General features: G+C 58.7%; 18 protein-coding genes. 9 read left to right on the top strand and 9 right to left on the bottom strand.

Annotation, left to right across the window (positions count from 1 at the left end; all coding sequences use genetic code 11):
* Nucleotides 1–29 precede the first annotated feature (29 nt).
* From HGP17_RS27240 to HGP17_RS27230, 3 genes are all read left to right on the top strand, one after another.
* Nucleotides 30–980, top strand: coding sequence for a helix-turn-helix domain-containing protein (locus tag HGP17_RS27240; RefSeq protein ID WP_168813843.1), 951 nt, complete (start codon nucleotides 30–32; stop codon nucleotides 978–980).
* Nucleotides 981–1,245: 265 nt separating this feature from the next.
* Nucleotides 1,246–2,271, top strand: coding sequence for an alginate lyase family protein (locus HGP17_RS27235; RefSeq protein ID WP_168813841.1), 1,026 nt, complete (start codon nucleotides 1,246–1,248; stop codon nucleotides 2,269–2,271).
* A gap of 97 nt (nucleotides 2,272–2,368) precedes the next feature.
* On the top strand, nucleotides 2,369–3,280 hold the full coding sequence (locus HGP17_RS27230; RefSeq protein WP_168813839.1) for an acetamidase/formamidase family protein: 912 nt from the start codon (nucleotides 2,369–2,371) through the stop codon (nucleotides 3,278–3,280).
* Between the two features lie 52 nt (nucleotides 3,281–3,332).
* Here the strand turns inward: HGP17_RS27230 and HGP17_RS27225 are convergent, their stop codons facing one another.
* Both HGP17_RS27225 and HGP17_RS27220 read right to left on the bottom strand, forming a co-directional pair.
* Entirely contained in the window at nucleotides 3,333–5,075 is a 1,743-nt protein-coding gene (locus HGP17_RS27225; protein ID WP_168813837.1) for a cation:proton antiporter, read from the bottom strand.
* Nucleotides 5,076–5,245: 170 nt separating this feature from the next.
* Nucleotides 5,246–6,292: an NAD(P)-dependent alcohol dehydrogenase gene (locus HGP17_RS27220; RefSeq protein WP_168813835.1), complete on the bottom strand. Its 1,047-nt coding sequence runs from the start codon at nucleotides 6,290–6,292 to the stop codon at nucleotides 5,246–5,248.
* A gap of 244 nt (nucleotides 6,293–6,536) precedes the next feature.
* On the opposite strand from HGP17_RS27220, the gene HGP17_RS27215 reads away from it, so the two are divergent.
* On the top strand, nucleotides 6,537–6,677 hold the full coding sequence (locus HGP17_RS27215; protein WP_168813833.1) for a hypothetical protein: 141 nt from the start codon (nucleotides 6,537–6,539) through the stop codon (nucleotides 6,675–6,677).
* 20 nt (nucleotides 6,678–6,697) lie between these two features.
* Here HGP17_RS27215 and HGP17_RS27210 read toward each other — a convergent pair whose 3' ends face one another.
* Entirely contained in the window at nucleotides 6,698–8,161 is a 1,464-nt protein-coding gene (locus HGP17_RS27210) for a DHA2 family efflux MFS transporter permease subunit (RefSeq protein WP_205926151.1), read from the bottom strand.
* A gap of 381 nt (nucleotides 8,162–8,542) precedes the next feature.
* Between HGP17_RS27210 and HGP17_RS27205 the strand changes: the two genes are divergently transcribed.
* A complete protein-coding gene (locus HGP17_RS27205) occupies nucleotides 8,543–9,337 on the top strand; it encodes a FadR/GntR family transcriptional regulator (protein ID WP_168813831.1) in 795 nt (264 codons plus the stop codon).
* Nucleotides 9,338–9,486: 149 nt separating this feature from the next.
* Here the strand turns inward: HGP17_RS27205 and HGP17_RS27200 are convergent, their stop codons facing one another.
* Nucleotides 9,487–10,983 (bottom strand): MDR family MFS transporter, encoded by a 1,497-nt coding sequence (locus HGP17_RS27200; protein WP_168813829.1) that lies wholly within the window; start codon nucleotides 10,981–10,983, stop codon nucleotides 9,487–9,489.
* 321 nt (nucleotides 10,984–11,304) lie between these two features.
* On the opposite strand from HGP17_RS27200, the gene HGP17_RS27195 reads away from it, so the two are divergent.
* The 4 genes from HGP17_RS27195 to HGP17_RS27180 all read left to right on the top strand — a co-directional run bounded on the left by HGP17_RS27195 (nucleotide 11,305) and on the right by HGP17_RS27180 (nucleotide 16,480).
* Entirely contained in the window at nucleotides 11,305–12,438 is a 1,134-nt protein-coding gene (locus tag HGP17_RS27195; RefSeq protein WP_168813827.1) for an ROK family protein, read from the top strand.
* A gap of 7 nt (nucleotides 12,439–12,445) precedes the next feature.
* A complete protein-coding gene (locus HGP17_RS27190) occupies nucleotides 12,446–13,888 on the top strand; it encodes a M81 family metallopeptidase (RefSeq protein ID WP_168813825.1) in 1,443 nt (480 codons plus the stop codon).
* A gap of 124 nt (nucleotides 13,889–14,012) precedes the next feature.
* Complete coding sequence (locus HGP17_RS27185; protein ID WP_168813824.1) at nucleotides 14,013–15,800, top strand: gamma-glutamyltransferase family protein; 1,788 nt, start codon at nucleotides 14,013–14,015, stop codon at nucleotides 15,798–15,800.
* 131 nt (nucleotides 15,801–15,931) lie between these two features.
* On the top strand, nucleotides 15,932–16,480 hold the full coding sequence (locus HGP17_RS27180; RefSeq protein ID WP_168813822.1) for a glutathione peroxidase: 549 nt from the start codon (nucleotides 15,932–15,934) through the stop codon (nucleotides 16,478–16,480).
* A 16-nt stretch (nucleotides 16,481–16,496) separates the two neighbouring features.
* Here the strand turns inward: HGP17_RS27180 and ugpC are convergent, their stop codons facing one another.
* The 5 genes from ugpC to HGP17_RS27155 form a co-directional block, all read right to left on the bottom strand.
* Nucleotides 16,497–17,582 carry a sn-glycerol-3-phosphate ABC transporter ATP-binding protein UgpC gene (gene ugpC / locus HGP17_RS27175; RefSeq protein ID WP_168813820.1) on the bottom strand — a complete coding sequence of 362 codons (1,086 nt, stop codon included), beginning with the start codon at nucleotides 17,580–17,582 and terminating at the stop codon, nucleotides 16,497–16,499.
* 3 nt (nucleotides 17,583–17,585) lie between these two features.
* Entirely contained in the window at nucleotides 17,586–18,494 is a 909-nt protein-coding gene (locus tag HGP17_RS27170; RefSeq protein ID WP_168813818.1) for a carbohydrate ABC transporter permease, read from the bottom strand.
* Nucleotides 18,494–19,432, bottom strand: a complete 939-nt coding sequence (locus HGP17_RS27165; protein WP_246704245.1) for a sugar ABC transporter permease — start codon at nucleotides 19,430–19,432, stop codon at nucleotides 18,494–18,496. Before HGP17_RS27165 ends, HGP17_RS27170 begins: the two co-directional genes overlap by 1 nt.
* Nucleotides 19,433–19,506: 74 nt before the next feature.
* Nucleotides 19,507–20,754 (bottom strand): ABC transporter substrate-binding protein, encoded by a 1,248-nt coding sequence (locus HGP17_RS27160; RefSeq protein WP_246704244.1) that lies wholly within the window; start codon nucleotides 20,752–20,754, stop codon nucleotides 19,507–19,509.
* Between the two features lie 208 nt (nucleotides 20,755–20,962).
* Nucleotides 20,963–22,084 (bottom strand): Gfo/Idh/MocA family oxidoreductase, encoded by a 1,122-nt coding sequence (locus tag HGP17_RS27155; RefSeq protein ID WP_168813816.1) that lies wholly within the window; start codon nucleotides 22,082–22,084, stop codon nucleotides 20,963–20,965.
* Between the last annotated feature and the right edge of the window lie 3 nt (nucleotides 22,085–22,087).

The raw sequence follows: 22,087 nt of genomic DNA, 5'->3' as shown, positions 1-22,087 counted from the left end.
TGCCAAACCACCGCCATTTTCAGCCAATCATGCGCCGTATCGAAATTCTCACCTTCGAAAATGCTCAGCTGCTCGACATTACCGGGCCGCTCCAGGTTTTTACCAGCGCCAACGAAGAAGCGCTCAAGGACGGATTCCCGCGCCCTTACGAAGCGGTCGCCGTCGGCAGTTCGGCACAGACAAGGACCAGCTCGGGTCTTGCGCTCCTGACCGCCCCGCTTGGCCATGCCGATGATCCGCTCGATACGCTGATCGTTGCCGGTGGCTGGGGCGTTAACAAGGCCTGCGATGATGCCGGGTTGGTGGACTGGATAAAGCGCCGATCCGCGGCCGCCCGGCGCACGGCCTCCGTTTGCAGTGGCGCCTTTCTTCTTGCCGAGGCGGGATTGATGGATGGACGACGGGCGGCCACGCATTGGAACCGCTGCGCGGAATTTGCAAAACGCTTTCCGCAGGTGAAGCTCGAGCCCGATCCCATCTTCGTACAGGATGGAGAAATCTGGAGCTCAGCCGGCGTGACCGCAGGCATCGACCTTGCACTTGCCTTGGTCGAGGCGGATCTCGGGCGGACACTGGCGCTTTCCGTCGCGCGTGAACTTGTCGTCTTTCTCAAACGACCAGGCGGTCAGGCGCAATTCAGTTCGGCTCTGCGCCTTCAGCAAAGCGATGAACGCTTCGATCGCCTGCATGCGTGGATCATGGATAATCTGCGCGCCGACCTCTCCCTCCCGGCTCTTGCGGAACGGGCAAATATGAGCGCGCGCAGCTTCTCCCGGCACTATCTGAAGGAGACGGGACAAACGCCGGCCAGAGCAGTGGAGGAGATCCGTATCGAGGCAGCGCGGCGACTTCTCGAAGAAGGCCATAGTGTCCATCAAGCCCGAACGCACTGCGGTTTTGCGTCGGAGGAAACGATGCGGCGCAACTTCATGCGAAAATTTGGGACAACACCACAAGCCTTCCGAGACCACTTCGCCTAAAGCGCGTTTCGACCTCTTAAATACACCTTCTGAATTTAGGTCTTTAATTTCACACACCCGTCCTTGCGAAACGGCACGATACGTCAGCGCGACATATTCCAGACAAGATGGCGGCAAGACATCCAACTTGTCGGCGGGATCGAGAAACAACCTGGCCACGTTTTGACAGGGATGACGAACGTAAAAACGCCATCAACCATCCAATAGTACTCCTTACCCGCCACAGGTCAGGTATCCGATGCCTCGCATAAATACGATATCCGCAATGTCGGCCATTACGGCGCTCGTCCTGATCGCGGGACTGTCACAGGCGAATGCGGCTGACCTGCGTAGCCCGTGGGATGAGCCTGTTTCAGCGCATAAAAGCGAGACCTTCACGTGTCCGGTGCCACCGCGGTTGCCCCTGTCGATCGAAGCCGGCGATTATTATGCCGACCCCGCCCATTCGATCGTCGATCCCATCCGCAAGAAGGCCTATGATCAGGCGACCGGCAGCCTGCACGCAGCGATGCGAAGTGCCAGCGAGATGGCCGACCGCTATCAGGCCGGCGGCGGCCACGCTGAAGCAGATTGTGCAGCACATTTTCTTGACGGCTTTGCCACAAGCGGTGCGTTGACTGGAGCTACTGCGACAAACCAAGCGGTCTATGTTCAGGGTTGGGTCCTCGGCTCATTTGCCATAACCTGGCTCAAGATACGCTCGGAGCAAAACATATCGACAGAGGAGCGCGTCCGCATCACCACATGGCTTGCCGATGTCGCATCCAAAAACATCGCTTACTACGGGCGGAGAGATGACACGAGCGACGGTCGAAACAACCACCGCTATTGGGCCGGATTGAGCGCGATGGCAGCAGGAATTGCCGCAAGCCGGAAGGATCTGTTTGATTGGGGCGTGGACAGCTTCAAGATTGGTGCGATGCAGATCGGGCCGGACGGCACGTTACCTCTCGAAATGAAACGGAAATCCCGTGCGCTGCACTACCATATCTTTGCCGCCGCTCCACTCGTGACCATGGCCGAACTGGCCGCTGCCAACGGTGTCGATCTCTATGAGATCAATGACAAAGGCCTGTCTCGCCTTACTCGAAAGATCGTTGCCGGCATCGCTGATCCGTCGTCCTTCACCAGTGCGGCAGGCGCGCAGCAAGAACCGATGCACCTGCATGCCGAAGACCTGGCATGGGCCGCCCCGATCGAACGGCGCTATCCGGATCCCGCGCTCGACGCATTGCTGAAAACACTTACGTCGCGCAGCATGCTTTATCTCGGTGGCCTGCCGCCGAAATGATGGCAAAGATAGCCCGCCCGTCTTGTTTTGGTCTTTTCGCAGACATCTGCGCCGCCTAAAGTCAGGCAAATCACAAGCGCAAGGGGCAGCAACCGTAATGACGTCACATCGTTTCGTTCCAGATCGCTATTACAATGTCATCGGATCCCTGCCGCCGGCCCTGCATGTTGCGGATGGTGACACCATCATTACCGAAACGCTGGATGCGGCCGGCTACGATAAAGACGACGTCAATCGCATCTCGGGCCCTAACCCGATGAACGGTCCAATCTTTGTCGAAGGCGCCGAACCGGGAGATTCTCTCAAGGTCGAGATTCTGACGATGGTGCCGACGCGCGACACCGGGTTTACTCGCAGCGTCGTGGCCGGCAATGTGGTCGATCCGCGCGACGTGCGTGGCCTGCCTGAGAGCAGGAAGGTGTTCTGGGACATTGACCGCAAAGCCTTGACTGCCAGGCTTGCGGAACCGGTTTCTGGCCTCGAGGCGTTCACGCTGCCGCTCGCGCCGATGATCGGATGTTTCGGCGTCGCGCCTTCGCTCGGGCAAGCCATATCGACAGCCACGAGCGGTGAATTCGGCGGCAACATGGATTATCGATTGCTTGGTCCGGGCGCGACCGTGTGGTTTCCGGTCTCGGCATCCGGCGCACTTTTCTTTCTGGGCGATTGCCACGCCGTACAGGGTGACGGCGAAATCGTCGGCACGGGGATCGAAACGACGTTCGAGGTCACTGTGCGACTGAGCGTCGAAAAGAAGCGGACGATTATCTGGCCGCGCGGCGAAACCGCCGATGACATCTTCACCATTGGCAATGCTCGACCGCTTGACCAGGCTCTGCAACACGCGACGAGCGAGATGCTCCGCTGGCTGGAAACCGACTATGGTCTGGACAGAACGGCGGCAAGCCACCTGCTGGGTCAGGTCGTTCGCTACGATGTCGGCAACGTCTTCGATCCGGCATATACCATGGCCTGCCGGGTGTCGAAATCCTGGCTGAAGCGTCGCTAAATCCAACACGCGAAACGAGCCTGGAAGATCGCGGGCGCGTTAACGGAGTTGATCAGCCCGCGTCACGAGACTCGTCGCGTCGCTGGCGCGACACGTTGCTTTCCTGCCGCTCACGCGCCATTCGGCTGACGGCGGCGCGCAATTGCGGGTGGCGCGACATGAAGAGATTGAAATCGCGGCGTTCCAGCACGAAAAGCTGACAGAAATCGACGGCAACGACATCGGCGGTGCGGCGAGCACCTGTCAGAAGCGCCATCTCGCCGAAGAAAGAGCCGGCCCCCAGCGGGATTTCATCCTCTTCCAATTGAACCTCGACGGCGCCGGATGCGATGAAAAACATGCTGTCGCCACGGTCGCCGTTGCGGATAACGCGATCACCCGGGGACGCCGATCTCGGCCGGAAGAGCAGCAGCAACTCTTCATGCGCGTTGTCGTCCAGCTCGGCAAACATCGGAAATGTCTCGATCAGCTGCTCGATTTCAAGGTGATGCTGACGGTCTCTTTCCTCGCGCTGCTTGTTGATGGCGGTCAGCTCACGGCGCAGGCCATCCTGCTTGGCCATGCCATATTTGGTCGCGAGAAATGGCCAACGGGAGCCCGACCATTTTTCAAGTTTTTCGACGGCGAAGAAGGCCAGAGGATTGAGCGTGATCGACAAAATCGCCCCGGCGAGAATGAGATCCTGCCCTTCGCGCGACAAAAGACCAAGCGAAACGCCGAGCCCGGCCAGAATGAAGGAAAATTCGCCGATCTGTGCAAGACCGGCAGCAACCGCAAAGCCCATGCTGGCCGGATAGCGCAACAACAGCACGACCCCGAACGCGATCAGCGACTTTCCGAGCATGATCAAGGCGAGCACACCGATGATCATCAATGGTTCGCGCACCAGGATCGACGGATCGAACAGCATGCCGACCGACACGAAGAACAGCACCGAAAACGCATTCTGCAACGGTAGAGAATCCGCGGCGGCTCGATGACTGAGATGCGATTCACTCATCACCAGTCCGGCAAAGAAAGCCCCGAGCGCGAAAGATACGCCGAATATCTCGGCAGCCCCAAAGGCAATGCCAAGCGCGATCGCCAGAACCGATAGGGTGAACAATTCGCGCGAGCCCGTGCGGGCAACCGAGGTCAGAAGCCAGGGGACGACGCGCGGGCCGACGAAGATGGCAACGGCGGCAAAAGCCGCAACCTTGACAAGGGTCATTCCGATCGTCAGCCAGATCGAGCCGGACGCTGCATGCTCGCCGGCATCGGCATGACCACCCATGACGCCGGCAAAGGCCGGCAACAGGACAAGGGCGAGCACCATGGCCAGATCCTCGACGATCAGCCAGCCGACAGCAACGCGACCGTTTGTCGAGCTCACCAGATTGCGCTCCTCCAGCGCCTTCAGCAGCACGACGGTACTTGCGACCGCAAGGCTCAGCCCGAAGACGACGCCGGCGCCGACTCCCCATCCCCACAAGGAGGTGAGACCGATGCCCAAAAGCGTCGCGATCGCGATCTGTCCGATGGCTCCGGGAATGGCAACGCCACGCACTGCGAGCAGATCCGCCGCAGAAAAATGCAGGCCTACGCCAAACATCAGCAATATCACGCCGATCTCGGCCAATTGCGACGCAAGCGAGACGTCGGCGACGAACCCCGGCGTGGAGGAGCCTATGATCACGCCGGCAACCAGATAGCCGACCAATGGCGGCAGATGCAGCCTGTCGGCCAGATAGCCGAAAATGGCCGCGAACACGAAGCCGGCGGCAATCAATGCGATCAATGCAACGTCGTGCGGCACGGCAGTCCTTCCCGTTTCACGGCGCCAAAGCCTTTTCCCTTAGAAAGGCTAGTAGCATCGCTTTTGCCGGGCCGTCTACACGCGAAGTGAAACTGAGGAAAAACATCGCCTTGCCACCATAAGAGCCGAAATTGGGTCGGGCAAAGGCAAGGCGATGAGAAAACCGAAGCTTACTGATCGAGAGCGATCTGCAACTTGACATCGCTCGGTCGGGCTTCGACGGCGCGATCGAATGCCTTGATGGAGTCCTCGAAGGCAAAGGTTTCGGAAATCAAGGGCTTGAGATCGACACGACCGGAGGCAATCAGCGCGATCGAACGTTCATACTGATGCGCATATCGGAACACGGTTTCGATGCGGATTTCCTTGGTCGATGCCGTCGAAACATCGAAGCCAACCGGATTGACCGGCAAGCCAACCGCAACGATGACGCCGCCGGGGCGCGGCAACGCCATGAGTGTTTCCCAGGCCTTGGGCGACCCGGAGCATTCAAAGATGACGTCCGCACCCCAGCCGTCCGTCAGGCGATTGACCTCATCGATCAAATTCTTTTCGCGAATGTTGACCGGGATGACCCCCTGATACTGCGCAGCGATATCGAGTTTCGGCTGAGCAAGATCGGCAACGATCGCGCGGGCGCAGCCGCCGGCAAGCGCGGCAATCGCGACCATGATGCCGATCGGACCGGCGCCGAGCACCACGGCCGTGTCGCCAGGTGTGATGCGCGCCTTCGTTGCCGCTTGCATGCCCACCGCGAAAGGCTCGATCATCGCCCCTTCCGCAAAGCTCACATTGTCGGGCAGCTTGAAGGTATAGTTGGCCGGATGCACGACGAAGGGGGTGAGAACACCGTGAATTGGCGGCGTCGCCCAGAAGGTGACGGCGGGATCGATATTGTACATGCCGAGACGGCTGGCCTTTGAGTTCGGATCGGGGATACCAGGTTCCATGCAGACGCGATCGCCGACCTTCAGGTGCGTCACACCTGCACCGATCTCGACCACGGTGCCGGCGGCTTCATGGCCAAGGACCATCGGCTCATTGACGATAAAGGGGCCGATCTTGCCGTGCGTGTAATAATGGACGTCGGATCCGCAAACACCGACAGTGTGGATCTTGATCTTGACCTCGCCCGAACCGACCTCCTGCGGCAGATCGATCTCACGGATTGCCAATTCATGCTGACGTTCCAGCACCAGGGCACGCACCTTGCTCATCTCGATGTTCCTCTTTCGAAAGCCTATAAATCCCACTGCCGAGGGGAAATTCTACCCGTTATAACGCCGGGATCGGCGCCATAAAATGATCTTTGCGCCAACACGGCCGAATTTCACTCCGTCCCAGCATACCTCATCCATGGAGCGCATTCGTCTATACTTATTATTTAGCCCCCTATTGCAAATCTTGACGAGAGTTCCATTTCTTGCCTTTCTATTCCCAGGGGAATTGGAGGGGCATTTTATGGCGGTATATGATTGGACGGGCCAGCGCGCCCGCCGGATGAAAATGGTGCGCACGGCAAGCGTTGCGATGCTGCTGATCATACTCATGGCAATACCAGCGCTGCTGCTGCATTACGACCTTATCCAATACCCCCATTGATGACTCTTTGGGCTTGAAGTTCACGCAGCCTTCTTCGCGCCGGCCTTCGGCTTGCGCGAAACATTGTCGCCTGCCTTGCGATCAAGCGGCAGACAATCCAGAACCGCAAAAAGCGCAATAATACCCAACAGCACGAAGGCGAGACGAAACTCGATGGCGACAACGCCACCTATTCCGAGAGGGGCGCTGATTGCCTGACCGATGCGGATGCCGATCGCTCCCACGGCAATACCCATGCCCATCGTCAGCTGGAACACGGTGCTGAACAGAGTATTGGCGCCCGTCATATTCTTCGAGGGAATATCGGCGAACGCGATCGTGTTCAACGCCGTAAAATGCATCGATCGGCACATGCCGCCGATAAACAGCACCGGCACGATGAACCAGAGCGGCGTTTCCGGCGAGAACAATGCGCAGGCTGTGATGAAGATGGCATTCAGGATGCCATTGACGATCAGGACCGGCTTGAAACCGAAGCGCCGCAAAATCGGTGTCGTCGCCGGCTTCATGGCCAGGTTGCCGGCAAAGACGGCGAGCGTCAGCATGCCTGCGTGAAAGGCGCTGAGCCCAAAACCGACCTGGAACATCAATGGCAACAGAAAGGGCACAGCGCCGATAGCCGTGCGAAACAGCGATCCGCCTGAGATGGTGATCGCAAATGTCGGCAGCCTCATTCCGGAGAGATCGATGAGCGGGTGCTCGGTTCTGCGGAAATGGAAAACGGAAACCGCAAGCAGGACGAGCCCGGCGAATACGTAGGAGCATGCCTCAATCCATTGGGGATCGGGCCGCCCGATCAACTCCAGCCCATACATCAGGCTTGCGAGCCCAACTCCGCTGACAACGAAACCGATCCAGTCGAACGGTGGCCGCGCGGCACTCTTGGTTTCGGGAATGAGCACGAGCGCGAAAATGAAAGCGACAATGCCCAGCGGCAGGTTCAGGAAGAAAATCCAACGCCAGCTCGCATGGTCCGTGATAAAACCGCCAAGCGGCGGCCCAAGGACAGGCGCAACCAAGGCTGGCCACGTAATGGTGGCGATCGCCGATATCAACTTGTCTTTTGGGGTATTGTTCAAGACCACGAGCCGACCAACCGGCACCATCATGGCACCCCCGACCCCTTGCAGGATACGCATCGCGACGAATGAGCCAACGCCGTTTGCAAAGCCGCAAAGAACGGAGGCAAGCGTAAAAATGACCACAGCGGTGGTGAAAACGAGACGCGCACCGAAGCGATCGCTGATCCAGCCGCTGATCGGAATGAAGACGCCAAGCGTGAGCAGGTAGGCACTCATACCGATATTGAGGTCGACCGGCCGCGCACCGAAGGAAATGGCCATCTGCGGCAGCGCAGTCGCGATGACCGTACCGTCCAGATTTTCCATGAAAAAGGCGCCAGCCACCAGCAAGGCAATCAAAAGCGACCGGGAACCTGCCGCCTGCACGCCCTCGTTCTGCCCACGCGTGGACATGTCGTTCATCCGTCGATCACTCCGAATCCTCCTCATACTCCCCTACCATTTAAACGGTTCGGCAACGTTTACGATAGGCCGAAATCATCGCATCAATCGATTGCCCGATCACGTTTCGCCTATCGCGACGAGCGCAATTTGATCGGAGCCGCATCGATGGTTCAGACCTGGCCGTATCGGCGAGGCAAGCGATCGGAGCGAGACAGTAGGCAGTCACGCGGAAGACATGATAGGCTTTGGCCAAAACAGGCCGCAAGAAGAACGGCAGGATCGATATGGGAACATGAAGAACAGCCTCCAGCAAGCCAAGATACTAGAATGAAAAGAGTTGGCACGCTTGGTGATTGTTCTCTCTATATGGCGCAGCAATAGGATTGAGAGTCCCGCATAATGAAACATGGCATTGATGCAAAGCCCGTCCCGGCCTCTCCGGAATCGAAACTAGTCGTAACCCAATCCCCTTTCGACGCCTTTGTGCGAAAATACGGTACGATCCCTCGGCGCGGCGTCTTTGGCTATTTTGTGCATGAGCTTGGTCGCCGCATCGTCGGCGGACATTATCCCGTCGGCATGACCTTGCCGAACGAGCCAGACCTCGTCGAGCAGTTCGGTATCAGCCGAACCGTCATCCGCGAAGCGATGAAATGCCTAGCCGGCAAGGGGCTGGTGGAGATCAAGACCCGCGTCGGCACGCGCGTCAAGGAGCGCTCCAACTGGCACCATCTCGATACAGACGTCATGGTCTGGTATTACGAGACCGGTCCATCGGTTGAAATCATGCGCTCGATCAAGGATCTGCGCCTGGCGCTTGAACCTGAAGCGACAGCACGCGCGGCCGCGCGCTGCACTGACGACGACATCAGCGCCATCCGTTCCGCTTACGAAGACATGGTTTCGAGCATCGGCGACGTGAATACCAATGCCGATGCCGACCTGCGTTTTCATACGGCGATTTTCGCCGCCACGCACAACATGATCTATTCGCAACTGATCGACCTGATTGCCGTCGGCATTTATGCCAACCGCACGCTCTCAGGCCTTGAAGACGTCGCGGAAGGCCAGAAGCGGTCCCTGCCGCATCATAAGGCTATTCTCGACGCGATCGCAGCGCGCGATTCCGATGCCGCACTTCGAGCATCGCGGCACCTTCTGGATTCCTGGCTCGTCAACTACGCCGATTTCTGACTGGGCCGACACCGGCAATGAACGTCGGAGTGACTGCCGTGGTGTTCAAGAGCAATTCCAGGAAAAGTGCGCAGCGCTTTTCCTGGAATTTCTAGATAGCAAAGAGATAGAGCGGCTCAGAGATTCATGAGAAACTGAACCGCACCAGGTCAATGCGTCATCGCATCTTGAGCGTCCGTCTTCAACGCTGCACGGCGCCCCGCATCGTCAGCAACCGGAATGAGCCAGATCGTCGCGAAAGTCGTGACGGCGACAACGACGACGCCCCAGAAACTCCAATGCAAGGCAGCGTCGAACACGTTTCGAATAGCAGGATCGCCGACCAGATCGGAAAGTCCGGTCGGCTGGTTCAGGAGATCGTGCAGTCTGGCCGCCAACTCGCCGCTGCCATAATGAGCAATGCCGACATTCATGATCGCGCCGAGCGCCGTCGCACCAAGCGTATTACCGAGACTGCGCGAAAAGATGATCGACGCGGTAGCGCTGCCCCGCATCGACCATTCGACGCTCTCCTGCACCAACACGACGCTGGTGAGACTGATGAGCCCCATGCCGAAGCCCATCAGAAACGAGCCGACACCTGCAATGACCGGGCTGCTCTCCGGCGTGAGGAACAGGAGAAACAGCGCACCGAAGGGGAACATGAAGCTGCCGGCGCGCAGGGTCCTGCGAATGCCGAATGCCCGGAAAAACCGACTTGCCAACATCACCGCCAACGGCCAGCCGACAATCAGCATGGTCAAGGTAAATCCGGCTTCGAGCGGTGAGCGGCCGAGCACGCCCTGCACATAGATCGGCAAAACAGTCGTCAGGCCGATCAGGGCCATGCCGGCTAACAGCGTCGCGGCATTGCTGGTTGCAATCAGCCGGCGGCTCCACAAGGCGATCGAGATGATGGGTTCCGGCGCACGCCGCTCCTGCCAAAGAAATAGAACCCCGCTGACGACGAAGACGACGGCCAGGGGACAGAGGACAGCAAAGCCTGAATCAGTCTCCGTCAGGATGACGAGCAGCGATACGATCGAGATCGAAAACAGGATCGTACCAGCGTAATCGATCTTTGCCTCACGCGGGGTGACGGATTCATGCAGAAAGAGAATGAAGCCGGCAATCGACAGCACGCCAACCGGCAGGTTGATCCAGAATATCCAGGCCCACGAGAGATTATCGACGATAATGCCGCCGGCAAGCGGGCCGATGACAGCCGACACCGCCCAGACACTGGCAAGCGCTCCCTGCACCTTCGCGCGTTCTTCCAACTTGTAGAGATCGCCGACCACCGTCATCGTTACCGGCTGAATGGCGCCGGCGCCGAGCCCCTGAAGCAGACGGAACGCAATCAACGAGGCCATAGACCAGGCAAAGCCCGCAAGGGCGGAACCCACGAGGAAAATGAGGATGCCGCAAATCAGCATGGGTTTGCGGCCGAAGATGTCCGACAGCTTGCCGTAGATCACGGTCGTGGTCGATTGAGCCAGAAGGAAGGCGGAGAACACCCAGCTATAATAGGTGAAGCCGCCGAGCTGGCCGACAATCCGCGGCATCGCGGTCGCGACAATGGTGGCTTCCACCGCGACCATGAAGGTCGCAAGCATGATCGAGACAATGACCAACGGACGTCTCGAACGGTCGACCGTGCTGGACATGATATTCCTTTCTGACTGCTGCGCCCGAAATCGAACACGCACGGGTCGTCGGGCGACCTAATCGAACGTTTAATTTTTGGAATCGACGCCTGGAAATGAGGCGAGCGGGAAGGACCGAGCCTGCTGAATCGTTATAATAAGCATTGCATACTGCTAGAGGCCTATGTCAACTGTTTAAACGCAGAGGCGTCACGTCAATAGTTGCACACGCAATGTCTGGCCATACAAATTCGGCTTTCCGATAAATTAATTTGCGTTGATTTGTTTATTTTCTGAACTTATGGTCAGAAAAACAAGCCGAAATGTGAGTGGTACGTCGAATTGCTTACCTCCTCCCAGCAGCAGCTACTTCGTGTCATCAGCCAATCCGGCCCATCCAGCCGTACGGCTCTTGCGGCATCGATGGGGCTGAGCAAAGCGGCCATGAGTGGCATTGCCCGCGACCTGATCTCCCTTGGCGTGTTGCATGAAACTGAGACGATCTATGGCCAGGGGCGCCCATCGATCCTTCTCGATCTACATCCGGAAGGCGCCTTCTTTGTCGGCATTTCCCTGCTTGAAGACCCCTCGCCATTGGTTTTGAGCGATTTTAACGGCAACATCATCGCACGCCAGACCATGCCATTGGCGCGCGATCCGGAACTTATCGCCACCCTGATCGCCGAGACGCTGCCAAAGCTGCTGGCCGAGCGAAAGAACGCGACGCAAAAGCTCTCCGGTATTGGCGTCGCCCTATCGGGCTTTGTCGATGAACGGCAGGCAAGCTGCGTGCAGTCCACCTTGCTCGGCTGGCAGGACGTGCCGCTTGCGAGGATCATCAAGCAGAAGACAGGCATCGACACGTTCATCGAAAATGACGCGAAGGCCGTCGCCGTCAGTGAGAAGCTGTTTGGCAGCGCTCGCGACATCCAGAACTTCAGCGTCGTTTCGTTCGATGACGGCATCGGCTGCGCTCATTTTTTTGGCGGCAAGCTTTACCGCGGCAATCATGGGGGCGCCGGCGAAATCGCCCATTGCACGATCGAGCCCAATGGTTCGCCATGTCGTTGCGGCAAGCGCGGCTGCCTCGACACAGTGGCATCGATGAAGGCAATCAAGGAAATGGCCAAGGCCGAAGGTCTCGCCTGCCAGTCTCTGGACGATCTGGAGACCGAGGCGTCGTCGGGCAACGCTGCGGCGATCCGTATCCTGCATCGGGCGGGCAGCGCGCTCGGGCTTGCCATTGCGCATCTCATCCAGTTCAACGATCCTGGCCTGATCCTGATCACTCATGTCGAGGGACGGTTCGATGGCTTATTCGGCACGGTCATGCGGCAGGCGGCCGAAGCCAATGTCCTTCCGCGCTATGCCGGGCAGACGCCCATCCGCACGCATCGTGTCGATGGCGACATCTGGGCGCGCGGCGCCGCAAGCATCGCCGCCCATAATTTTTTGATTGGTTCCACTCCTTATTGAGGTTCCCATGCGCATCGCCGTCGGAGGCATTCACATCGAATGCAGCACTTACAACCCCGTCCTCAACGAGGAGAAGGATTTTCGCATCCTGCGTGGTGCAGAACTAACTGCCTCAAGCTACTTCGCGTTTTTGAAGGACTACGAAGGCGAATTCCTGCCGACGGTTCACGCAAGAGCGATCGCCGGCGGTCCGGTTGCGCGCCATACATATGAAGCCTTCAAAGCCGAATTCCTGGATGGCCTGAAAGCCCTGCTGCCGCTTGACGGCCTTTATCTCGCCATGCACGGCGCCATGTATGTCGAGGGCATGGAAGATGCCGAAGGCGACTGGATCAGCGCAGCACGCGCTGTTGTCGGCGACGACTGCATGCTTTCGGCCAGCTATGATCTGCACGGCAACGTGAGCCAACGCATCATCGATGCACTCGACATGTACTCGACCTACCGCACGGCGCCGCACATCGATGTGGAAGAGACCATGCGCCGCGCTGTCAAGATGCTCACGAAGAGCTTGGCGACTGGCGTAAGGCCGATCTTGCTTTGGGCGCCGATCCCCGTGGTGCTCCCGGGTGAGCGCACAAGCACGGTCGATGAGCCCGCCAAGAGCCTCTACGATATGCTGCCTCAGATCGACGCGCTCGACGGCGTCTGGGATGCGTCTTTGATGGTCGGCTACGTCTGGGCCGATGAGCCGCGCGCCACCGCAGCCGCCATCATGACGGGCACGGACAGGGCCGTGCTCGAGAACCAGGCAAAACGTCTGGCGCAAGCCTATTGGGACGCGCGCGCGGATTTCGTTTTCGGCTCGGAGATCGGTTCGGTCGAGGAGTGCGTCGCAAGAGCTGTTGCAAGCTCGACCGCGCCGGTGATCCTCGCGGAATCCGGTGACAATCCGACCGGCGGCGGTGTCGGTGACCGTGCCGACATGCTGGCGGAACTCATTGCAAAGGACGCGAAGGGCGTCATCTTTGCCGGTATTGCGGACAAGGCGGCAACGGATGCATGCTATGCCGCTGGCATCGGCGCTACCCTCACCCTCTCCGTCGGCGCGTCGCTCGACACGAAGGGGAGCCAACCGGTAGAAGGCAGTTTTACCGTCAATTTCCTTCTGGAGACCGCTGACCCCAGTGACAAGCAGGCCGTCGTCTCAATCGGCGGCATCGAGCTGGTGCTGTCGGCCAAGCGGCGTCCCTATCACAACATCACCGATTTTACGCGCCTTGGGCTCGATCCTCATCAGGCCAGGATCGTCGTCGTCAAATCAGGCTATCTCTCGCCTGAATTGGCGCCGATTGCCAACCCCAACCTGATGGCATTGTCACCCGGCGTCGTTGACCAGTTCGTTGAGCGTTTGCCGCGCCTGCGCAAACAGACGCTGACCTACCCATTCGACAAGGATTTCGACTTCACGCCGACAACGGCGCTTTCGGCGCGCTCGGCCGGTCGCTAACGTCGGACGGCCCAAGCCTGATACGGGCGCCGTCATTTCGAAAAGCCGCCCCGCCCTCGCGGAGCGGCTTAAACGCAACCCATCGACAAGCGCTTATCCTGGAGACATGGAAAGGATGTCCGCAATGACCGGATTCACAACCCGCCCGGAAATCCTTGGTACCTTCGGCGTCGTCACGTCGACGCATTGGATCGCATCCGCCGTCGGCATGAGCATTCTGGAAAAGGGCGGCAACGCTTTCGATGCTGCTGTTGCGACCGGCTTTGTCTTGCAGATCGTCGAGCCGCATCTCTGCGGGCCGGGCGGCGACATGCCCGCCATCCTGTACTCGAAAAAGAAAGACAAGATCGAGGTTATTTGTGCGCAAGCGCCGGCGCCGGCCGGCGCAACGATCGAGCATTATACGCGCGAAGGGCTGAAACTTATTCCCGGTGACGGTCTGCTCGCGACCGTCATTCCTGGAGCCTTCGACGGATGGATGCTGATGCTGCGCGATTACGGCAGGCTCAGCGTGCGCGATATTCTCGAACCGGCTATCCACTACGCTGAAAACGGGCACCCTGTCCTGCCGCGCGTCTCGGCAACCATCGAGGGCCTTGCCGACTTCTATCGCAAGGAATGGCCGACATCATACGAGACCTGGCTTCCCGGCGGGGTCGCGCCGGCGCCGTGGTCCAATTTCAGAAACCCGGCGCTCGCCGAAACCTGGAAGCGCACCGTCGCCGAGGCCGAAAGCAAAAGAGGCCGCGAGGCTCAGATCGATGCCGCGCGTGATGCTTATTACCGTGGCTTTGTCGCCGAGGCGATCGACACCTATCTGCGCAAGGCCGAAGTGATGGATGGAAGCGGCCACCGTCACAAGGGTGTGCTCACGGCTGATGATATGGCGAGCTGGCAAGCCACGATCGAAGCACCGCAGACCTACGACTATCACGGCTGGACTCTCGCAAAGACCGGTCCCTGGGGCCAAGGGCCTGTATTCCTGCAGGCGCTCTCGCTGCTTAAAGGCTTTGACCTTGGCAGCCTGGATCCTTCAGGGGCCGATTTTGTCCACACCGTCACCGAAGCCATGAAACTCGCCTTCGCCGACCGCGAAGTCTACTACGGCGATCCGAATTTCATGCGCGTACCGCTTGAAACCCTTTTGTCGGAGGCATACGCCGACGAGCGCCGCAGACTGATGACGTCAGAGGCCTCCCCCGATTTGCGTCCAGGCAAGGTGACAGGCTTTGAGGACCAGTACGCGCTTACGATGCAGATGCTCGATACACCAGATGCCAAGAGCGGCGCAGTCTATGAGCCGACGATGGCGCATCTCACGGAAAAGCGCGGCGATACTGTCCATATCGACGTGATCGACCGCGAGGGCAACATGGTGTCGGTCACGCCTTCAGGTGGCTGGCTGCAATCCTCTCCCATCATTCCAGGTCTCGGCTTCTGCCTGAACTCGCGCGCCCAGGTATTCTGGCTGCAGCCGGGATTACCGTCCTCACTTGCTCCGGGCAAACGGCCACGCACGACGCTGACGCCAACGCTCGCCTCATTCGAAGGGCGCCCAACGCTTGCGTTCGGCACACCCGGCGGTGACCAGCAGGAGCAGTGGCAGCTCTCCTTCTTCCTGCGTCACGTCCACCACGGACTGAACCTGCAGGAAGCGATCGACAGGCCGCTATTCCACAGCACCCATTTTCCGAGCTCATTTTATCCGAGAACGCGCGAGCCCGGCGGACTGACGGCGGAGGCGAATTTCGGGCATGATGTGCTCGACACTCTTCGCAAGAGGGGCCATCAACTGACCGTGGCTCCGGAATGGACGGTGGGGCGCTTGACGGCCGCACGGCGTGACGCATCGGGCCTTTTACGGGCTGCAGCAACACCGCGTCTGATGCAGGCCTATGCTGTCGGGCGATGATCTCTCACGACCAGTCATCAAAAGATTTTGGTCCTTGGCACAGTCGCTTCGATGCTTTTCTGGCCTTGACGCCGTTTCTCCAGGGGCAAATATCGACACCTTATTTTCCATCTCATCTGGAGTTGAATGAAATGACCGATAGCGTGCTCGATATTCCGGTAAAGCGAATCGACGGCAGTGATACAACGCTCGCCGACTATCGCGGCAAGGTCATCATGGTCGTCAACGTCGCATCCAAATGCGGCTTGACGGTGCAATATGAATCGCTCGAAAAGCTCTATGAGGCAAAGCGCGACGAGGGTCTTGTCATCGCCGGCTTTCCCGCGAACGACTTCAAGAGTCAGGAGCCAGGAACGGACAAGGAAATCCTCGATTTCTGCACACTGACCTATGATGTGCAGTTCCCGATGTTTTCCAAAATCGCAGTCACCGGCGAAAATCGGCACCCTCTCTACGACAACCTGATCGCTTCAGGTGTGGAAACCACCGGAGACGGACCGATGCGTACGCGTCTGGCCGAGCGCGGGCTGCATACCGGCGACAACGGCGGCGTCGTCTGGAATTTTGAAAAATTCCTGATCGGCCGCGATGGCAAGGTCATTGCCCGTTTCGCGCCCGACGTCACGGCTGATGATCCCCGTTTGCTTGCGGTTCTCGAAAAGGAACTGGCGAGCGCATAAACGTGACGAGACGACGTCAGATGCGACGTCCGTCCTCATCGAACAACGATGCGAGCGCCGGCTGGAAATAGACTGGCTGCTCGCTGTTGAGCGCGATCTCGTCGTCAGCATCGATGCGCACGGACATCGTCTCCTTGCCGACCTGACCCCAGATCAAGTTGTCCGAGCCCATGGGTTCGACGATGGTGAAAGTCGCCGGCAGGTTCGAAACCCGGCCGCCTGTCGGCTGAAACTGCATCTGCTCGGGGCGAACGCCGAGTGTGGCCTTGCGCCCGTCGCCGGGCGTGCCGGAAAATTCGTAGCCGTTGAGATCGACCTTGCGACCATCCGGTAAAGTGAAGGCAGGCACGCCACCGTTGCTCGTCACCTCCCCCGACAGGAAATTCATCGAAGGCGAGCCGACAAAGCCGGCAACGAAGCGGTTGACTGGACGGCGATAGATCTCTTTGGGCGAGGCGAACTGTTGAATGACGCCACCACTCATCACGGCAATGCGATCTGCAAGTGTCAGCGCCTCGATCTGATCATGCGTCACATAGATCATCGTGGAGCCGAGGCCGCTGTGCAGGCGCTTCAACTCGACACGCAGTTCAGTTCTAAGCTTGGCATCGAGATTGGAAAGCGGCTCGTCAAACAGGAAGACATCGACATCGCGCACCAGCGCGCGGCCGATTGCGACACGCTGGCGCTGGCCGCCGGATAATTCTCCCGGCCGACGCTTGCGCAAGGGGTCGATCTGCAGAATCTGGACGGCGCGGTTGACGCGCTGGGCGATCTCCTCCTTGGCCATGCCGGCGATCCGTAACCCGAAAGAGAGATTTCCTTCGACCGTCATGGTTGGATAAAGCGCATAGGACTGAAAGACCATGCCGATACCGCGGTCCTTCGGCTCCTCCCAGGTAACGTTCCTGTCGCCAATCCAGATCTGACCGTCGGTGATGTCGGTCAGTCCGGCAATCGCATTGAGCAAGGTCGACTTGCCACAGCCAGATGGCCCCAGCAGGACGATGAACTCGCCGGATTGGATTTCAAGATTGAGAGATTTCAGAACGTTGACGGCACCGAAATCGATTGCAAGTTCGCGAATGGAAACATTGGCCATGAGCTACCCCTTGACTGCGCCGGCAGTGATACCGCGTACGAACCATCGACCAGAGCCGAAATAAACGATCAGCGGCACCAGGGCGGTGAGAATGGTTGCCGCCATGTTGACGTTGTAGAGCTTCTCGCCCTGGGTGGAGTTGACGATGTTGTTGAGCTGAACCGTCATGGGGAAGTTTTCGCGGCCGGCAAAAACGACACCGAAGAGAAAGTCGTTCCAGATGCCGGTGACCTGCAGGATAGCTGCCACCACCAGGATCGGGATCGACATCGGAATCATCAACCGAAAGAAAATCTGCCAGAGCCCGGCGCCGTCGATGCGCGCCGCCTTGAAGAGTTCCATCGGCAGGCTCGAATAATAGTTGCGAAAGAGCAAAGTCAGCACCGGCAGGCCAAAAACCGTATGCGTGATGATGATGCAAGGTAGCGTGGAATAGATGCCGATATCGCGATAGATCAGGACCAGTGGGTAGATGAACACCTGATAGGGTATGAAGGCGCCAAGCAGCAAAATGGCGAAGAGTACATTTGCGCCCCTCACCCGCCAGAACGACAGGGCGTAGCCGGTCAGTGAGGCAATGAAGATGGAAAGGATCATGCTCGGAATGAGGATCTTCACGGAGTTCCAGAAGCCGACGCTGATGCCGCCACATTCAAGGCCGGTACAGGCTGTGCTCCATGCCTGAACCCAGGCGTCGCTCGTCCACACTGCGGGAAAGGCAAAGATATTCCCCTGGCGGATTTCGGGCATGGATTTGAACGAGGTGACCAGCATCACATAAAGCGGCAGCAGGAAGAAGAGGGCCGCGAGAACGAGAAAGGCGTAAAGCCCGATGCGGCCTGGGGTCAGATGCTGCGGCTTGCGCCCGGTCGGCCCCTGCATGGCAGCGGTGGTGGAAGACGGTACGCTCATCAGTTCCCCCTCGGCTTTTCTCGGAAATATTCATAGTAAAGCCAAGGCGTCACCACGATGACCACGGTGATGAACATGACCGTTGAAGCGCCTGTCGCAAGACCGATATTGCCGCGACCAAACAGGTAATCCATGATGAACTTGCCCGGCACTTCGGTCGATATTCCCGGGCCGCCGCCGGTCGTTGCCAGCACCAGTTCGTAGACCCTGACCACGGCGATCGCCAGAAGCACGCTCGCGGTGATGATGGTCGGTCTCAAGATCGGAATGACGATGTGGAGATAGACCCTCCAGCTCGGGATGCCGTCGATGCGTGTCGCCTTCCAAAGTTCCCGATCGACACCACGCAACCCCGCCAGCATGATCGCCATCACCAGACCCGTCGATTGCCATATGCCGGCCAGAACGATGACATAGAGCGCCAGATCGCTCTGGACGATCCAGTCGAAACGGAACCACGTGAAGCCGATGCTGTCGGCCACCTTCTGCAGGCCGAGCGTCGGATTCATGATCCACTGCCAGACAAGACCCGTGACGATGAAGGACATGGCAAAAGGATAGAGAAAGATCGTCCGGAAGGTGTTCTCGAAACGAACCTTCTGGTCGAGTGCAACGGCCAGAAGAAAACCGAGGATCAGACAGCCCGCAATGAACAAGACCCCGAAAACCACGACGTTCTGCAGAGATATCAACCAACGCGCGGTCGAGAACAGGCGCTCATATTGCTTCGTACCGACGAAGATGTTGACCGGCAACAGCTTGCTGTCCGTGAACGATATCCAGATGTTCCAGACAACGGTAACGACATAGGCAAGAAGAACGATGACAAAAGCCGGCAACAGCGCCACGTAGGGCGAGATATGGATTTTCCTGCGGCTGGCGCCGGCAGGCATAGCGGCCGCCTTGACGGCGGTGGCGCTCGTATCTGGGCTGCTCATGGGCGCACTCCTCCTCAGCATTCATGGAAACCGGCGGCAGGCGAACCTGCCGCCGCATGGATGTCGATCGAGGCTTACTTCGCCTGTTCAATCACCTGCGCAAACTGATCGGCAAACTGATCCACCGTCATGCTGGGTGTCGTCCAGTACTGCGCGATGAGGTCGCCTTCGGTCTGAACAATATCCTGCGGGGTCAGCACATCGGGTGCCAGGATCTGGCGGCTCGGATCCTTGAGCGCATTGAGGCCTTTCTGAGCGCAGGCATCAAGCTTCGAGGTATCGACGTCGAGACGAACGGGCACGGACCCCTTCTTGGAATTGAAGGCGAGTTGGCCCTCCTTCGACATGATGACAGTTGCAAGCAATGTCTGCGCGTCGGTCGCCGTCTTGTCCTTGAGAACCGGGAAGACGAAGATGTCGCCGCCCATCATGAAGTTGGCTTCACCCGGTCCGAGAATGCATCCGAAATCCTTGTCGGCAACCATGTTGGCGTGGATGAACTCACCCTTGGCCCAGTCCCCCATGAACTGGATGCCGGCCTTGCCGTCAACCAGCATACCTGTGGCAACGTTCCAGTCACGGTTCGGGCTGCCGGGATCCTGATAATTACGCAGCTTGGCGAAAACCTCTGCCACATGTTTGAATTTATCGGATTTCACCGCATCGGTATCGAGGTCTTTCCAGACCTTGCCATAGAGTTCCTTACCGCCCTCGCCGAGAAGGATGGCGTTGAACATGGACTGCAACTGCCAAGGCTGGCCGCCGACAGCAATCGGTATCAGACCGGCTGCCTTGATCTTGTCGAGTGCGGCAAACATTTCATCCCAGGTCTTGGGCTCCTCGGTCACGCCGGCCTTGGTAAAGACCGCTTTAGAGTAAAAGACCCAGTTCTGGCCATGGTCGTTGATCGGCGCGCCATAGATATGACCATTATACTGGATGGCCTGATAAAACGCCGGCGTCAGAGCCGATTTCCAATCCTGTTCCTTTGCTAGGTCGTCGAGCGGTCGCAGCAAGCCCTGCTGTGCCAGATCGTTCATCTGCGTGCCGGTGTTGAACTGCATGGCCGTCGGTGGATTGCCGCCGACGATACGGTTGATGCCGATCGGACGAGCGGTCGAGCCGGACCCCGCAATTGCGGTATCGACCCATTCGCCGCCGGCGGCGTTGAAGGCTTTGGCGAGCTCCTTCACAGCGGCGGCTTCGCCACCGGATGTCCACCAATGCAGAACTTCGGCTTTTTTGCCTTCGGCCAGGGCGCCGGTAGCGCTTGCCGTGATCAGTGCCGTGGCGCCGACCAATGCCATCATCAATTTGCGCATGCGTTCCTCCTCCTGTGACGGCGTTCTCCTAACGCCTTTGTTCAGCCGCCGCCGTCTCCAGACATTGGATGCCGAAATTCATGATCCTCCAAAAACCATGCCGTCGGGCCTCCATTCCCTTCGGCAAGTGGGCAATGCTTCCTCAGGCATTGCCCCTCGTCAAGCCCGCAGTCCAAAAGGACTGCATTTTCCCAACCTATAGCGCAACCTATGCGAAACGTCCCTCTTTAATTGCAGGCGAAATCGGGTCCGGACGGCCACAGCTACTATGAATTGCAACCACTCCGCGAGACTGGGAGGAGCGCTCGAAAGCCGTCATGACCTCAAGTGCATGAAATGCAAGCTCAGAAGACACCCGGTGTTGTCGGCCGGAGCGAAGGGAATCCACCATTTCCGCAGCTCCGAGCCCACGCAGGCCCAGATGTCCTGGCACACCCTCCGTATAGGGGTGATCGACCGGAATCTCTTCCCACGCCTCGGCGCCGTCCCGGAACAGCTCGACCTTGCCGGTGAAGTTGTTGGGATCCGGCGTCACCATGGTGCCTTCCGACCCGTATAGCTCGATCTGATTATGCTTGTGCTTGATCACATCGAAACTGGTGGCAATGGTGACGGTCGCGCCACTATGGAACTCCATCACCCCGGTCAGATGCGTCGGCACTAACACTTTGAGCGTCTCACCGCGATGCGGATCGGTCTTAACCGTACGTTCGATGCGCGTGATCTTCGCAGTGCCGAAGACCTCGCGTACGGGGCCGAGCAGGGCAATCAGATTGGTGACGTAATAAGGTCCGACATCCAGCATCGGCCCACCACCGCGCCCGTAGAAGAAGGCCGGATTGGGGTGCCAATGCTCATGGCCGGGCAATAGCAGCATGGCCGTCGCGGAGATCGTCTTGCCGATGCGGCCCTCATCGAGCAGCCGGCGCGTCAATTGATGACCGCCGCCAAGGAAGGTGTCAGGCGCGCAGCCGAGACGCAGATCCCCCGCCCGAGCGATAGCCATCAACTCTTCGGCCTCAGCCATGGATATGCCGAGCGGCTTTTCCGAATAGACATGCTTCCCCGCCAAAAGCGCCTTCTTGCTGATAGCGTAATGTGAGACCGGCGTTGTCAGATTGATGATCAGGCCGATTTCTGGATCGGAGAGCATGGCATCCAGCGCCACAGCCTGGATGCCGAACTGCTCGGCAAGCTTGCGGGCCGAGGTATCGTAGAGGTCGTAGACCGATTTCACGCGGATGAAATCAAACATATGCAACGTCGCGACGTAAGTGGCACTGATGTTGCCGGCGCCGACGATGCCGACCTTCATGGGTTCATTGCTCATTGG

Source organism: Rhizobium sp. P38BS-XIX, assembly GCF_012641435.1.
In the GTDB taxonomy this organism is placed as follows: Bacteria; Pseudomonadota; Alphaproteobacteria; order Rhizobiales; family Rhizobiaceae; genus Rhizobium.
Note: the sequence above shows the minus strand (reverse complement) of the source record. Positions and strands in the feature narration are given on the sequence as shown.

What these genes read in the sequence shown, in the direction of transcription:
- HGP17_RS27240 (WP_168813843.1), top strand. Translation starts at nt 30, where the DNA reads ATGCGCCGTATCGAAATTCTCACCTTCGAAAATGCTCAGCTGCTCGAC.
- HGP17_RS27235 (WP_168813841.1), top strand. Translation starts at nt 1,246, where the DNA reads ATGTCGGCCATTACGGCGCTCGTCCTGATCGCGGGACTGTCACAGGCG.
- HGP17_RS27230 (WP_168813839.1), top strand. Translation starts at nt 2,369, where the DNA reads ATGACGTCACATCGTTTCGTTCCAGATCGCTATTACAATGTCATCGGA.
- HGP17_RS27220 (WP_168813835.1), bottom strand. Translation starts at nt 6,292, where the DNA reads ATGAGCAAGGTGCGTGCCCTGGTGCTGGAACGTCAGCATGAATTGGCA.
- HGP17_RS27215 (WP_168813833.1), top strand. Translation starts at nt 6,537, where the DNA reads ATGGCGGTATATGATTGGACGGGCCAGCGCGCCCGCCGGATGAAAATG.
- HGP17_RS27210 (WP_205926151.1), bottom strand. Translation starts at nt 8,161, where the DNA reads ATGAACGACATGTCCACGCGTGGGCAGAACGAGGGCGTGCAGGCGGCA.
- HGP17_RS27205 (WP_168813831.1), top strand. Translation starts at nt 8,543, where the DNA reads ATGAAACATGGCATTGATGCAAAGCCCGTCCCGGCCTCTCCGGAATCG.
- HGP17_RS27200 (WP_168813829.1), bottom strand. Translation starts at nt 10,983, where the DNA reads ATGTCCAGCACGGTCGACCGTTCGAGACGTCCGTTGGTCATTGTCTCG.
- HGP17_RS27190 (WP_168813825.1), top strand. Translation starts at nt 12,446, where the DNA reads ATGCGCATCGCCGTCGGAGGCATTCACATCGAATGCAGCACTTACAAC.
- HGP17_RS27185 (WP_168813824.1), top strand. Translation starts at nt 14,013, where the DNA reads ATGACCGGATTCACAACCCGCCCGGAAATCCTTGGTACCTTCGGCGTC.
- HGP17_RS27180 (WP_168813822.1), top strand. Translation starts at nt 15,932, where the DNA reads ATGACCGATAGCGTGCTCGATATTCCGGTAAAGCGAATCGACGGCAGT.
- ugpC (WP_168813820.1), bottom strand. Translation starts at nt 17,582, where the DNA reads ATGGCCAATGTTTCCATTCGCGAACTTGCAATCGATTTCGGTGCCGTC.
- HGP17_RS27170 (WP_168813818.1), bottom strand. Translation starts at nt 18,494, where the DNA reads ATGAGCGTACCGTCTTCCACCACCGCTGCCATGCAGGGGCCGACCGGG.
- HGP17_RS27165 (WP_246704245.1), bottom strand. Translation starts at nt 19,432, where the DNA reads ATGAGCAGCCCAGATACGAGCGCCACCGCCGTCAAGGCGGCCGCTATG.
- HGP17_RS27160 (WP_246704244.1), bottom strand. Translation starts at nt 20,754, where the DNA reads ATGCGCAAATTGATGATGGCATTGGTCGGCGCCACGGCACTGATCACG.
- HGP17_RS27155 (WP_168813816.1), bottom strand. Translation starts at nt 22,084, where the DNA reads ATGAGCAATGAACCCATGAAGGTCGGCATCGTCGGCGCCGGCAACATC.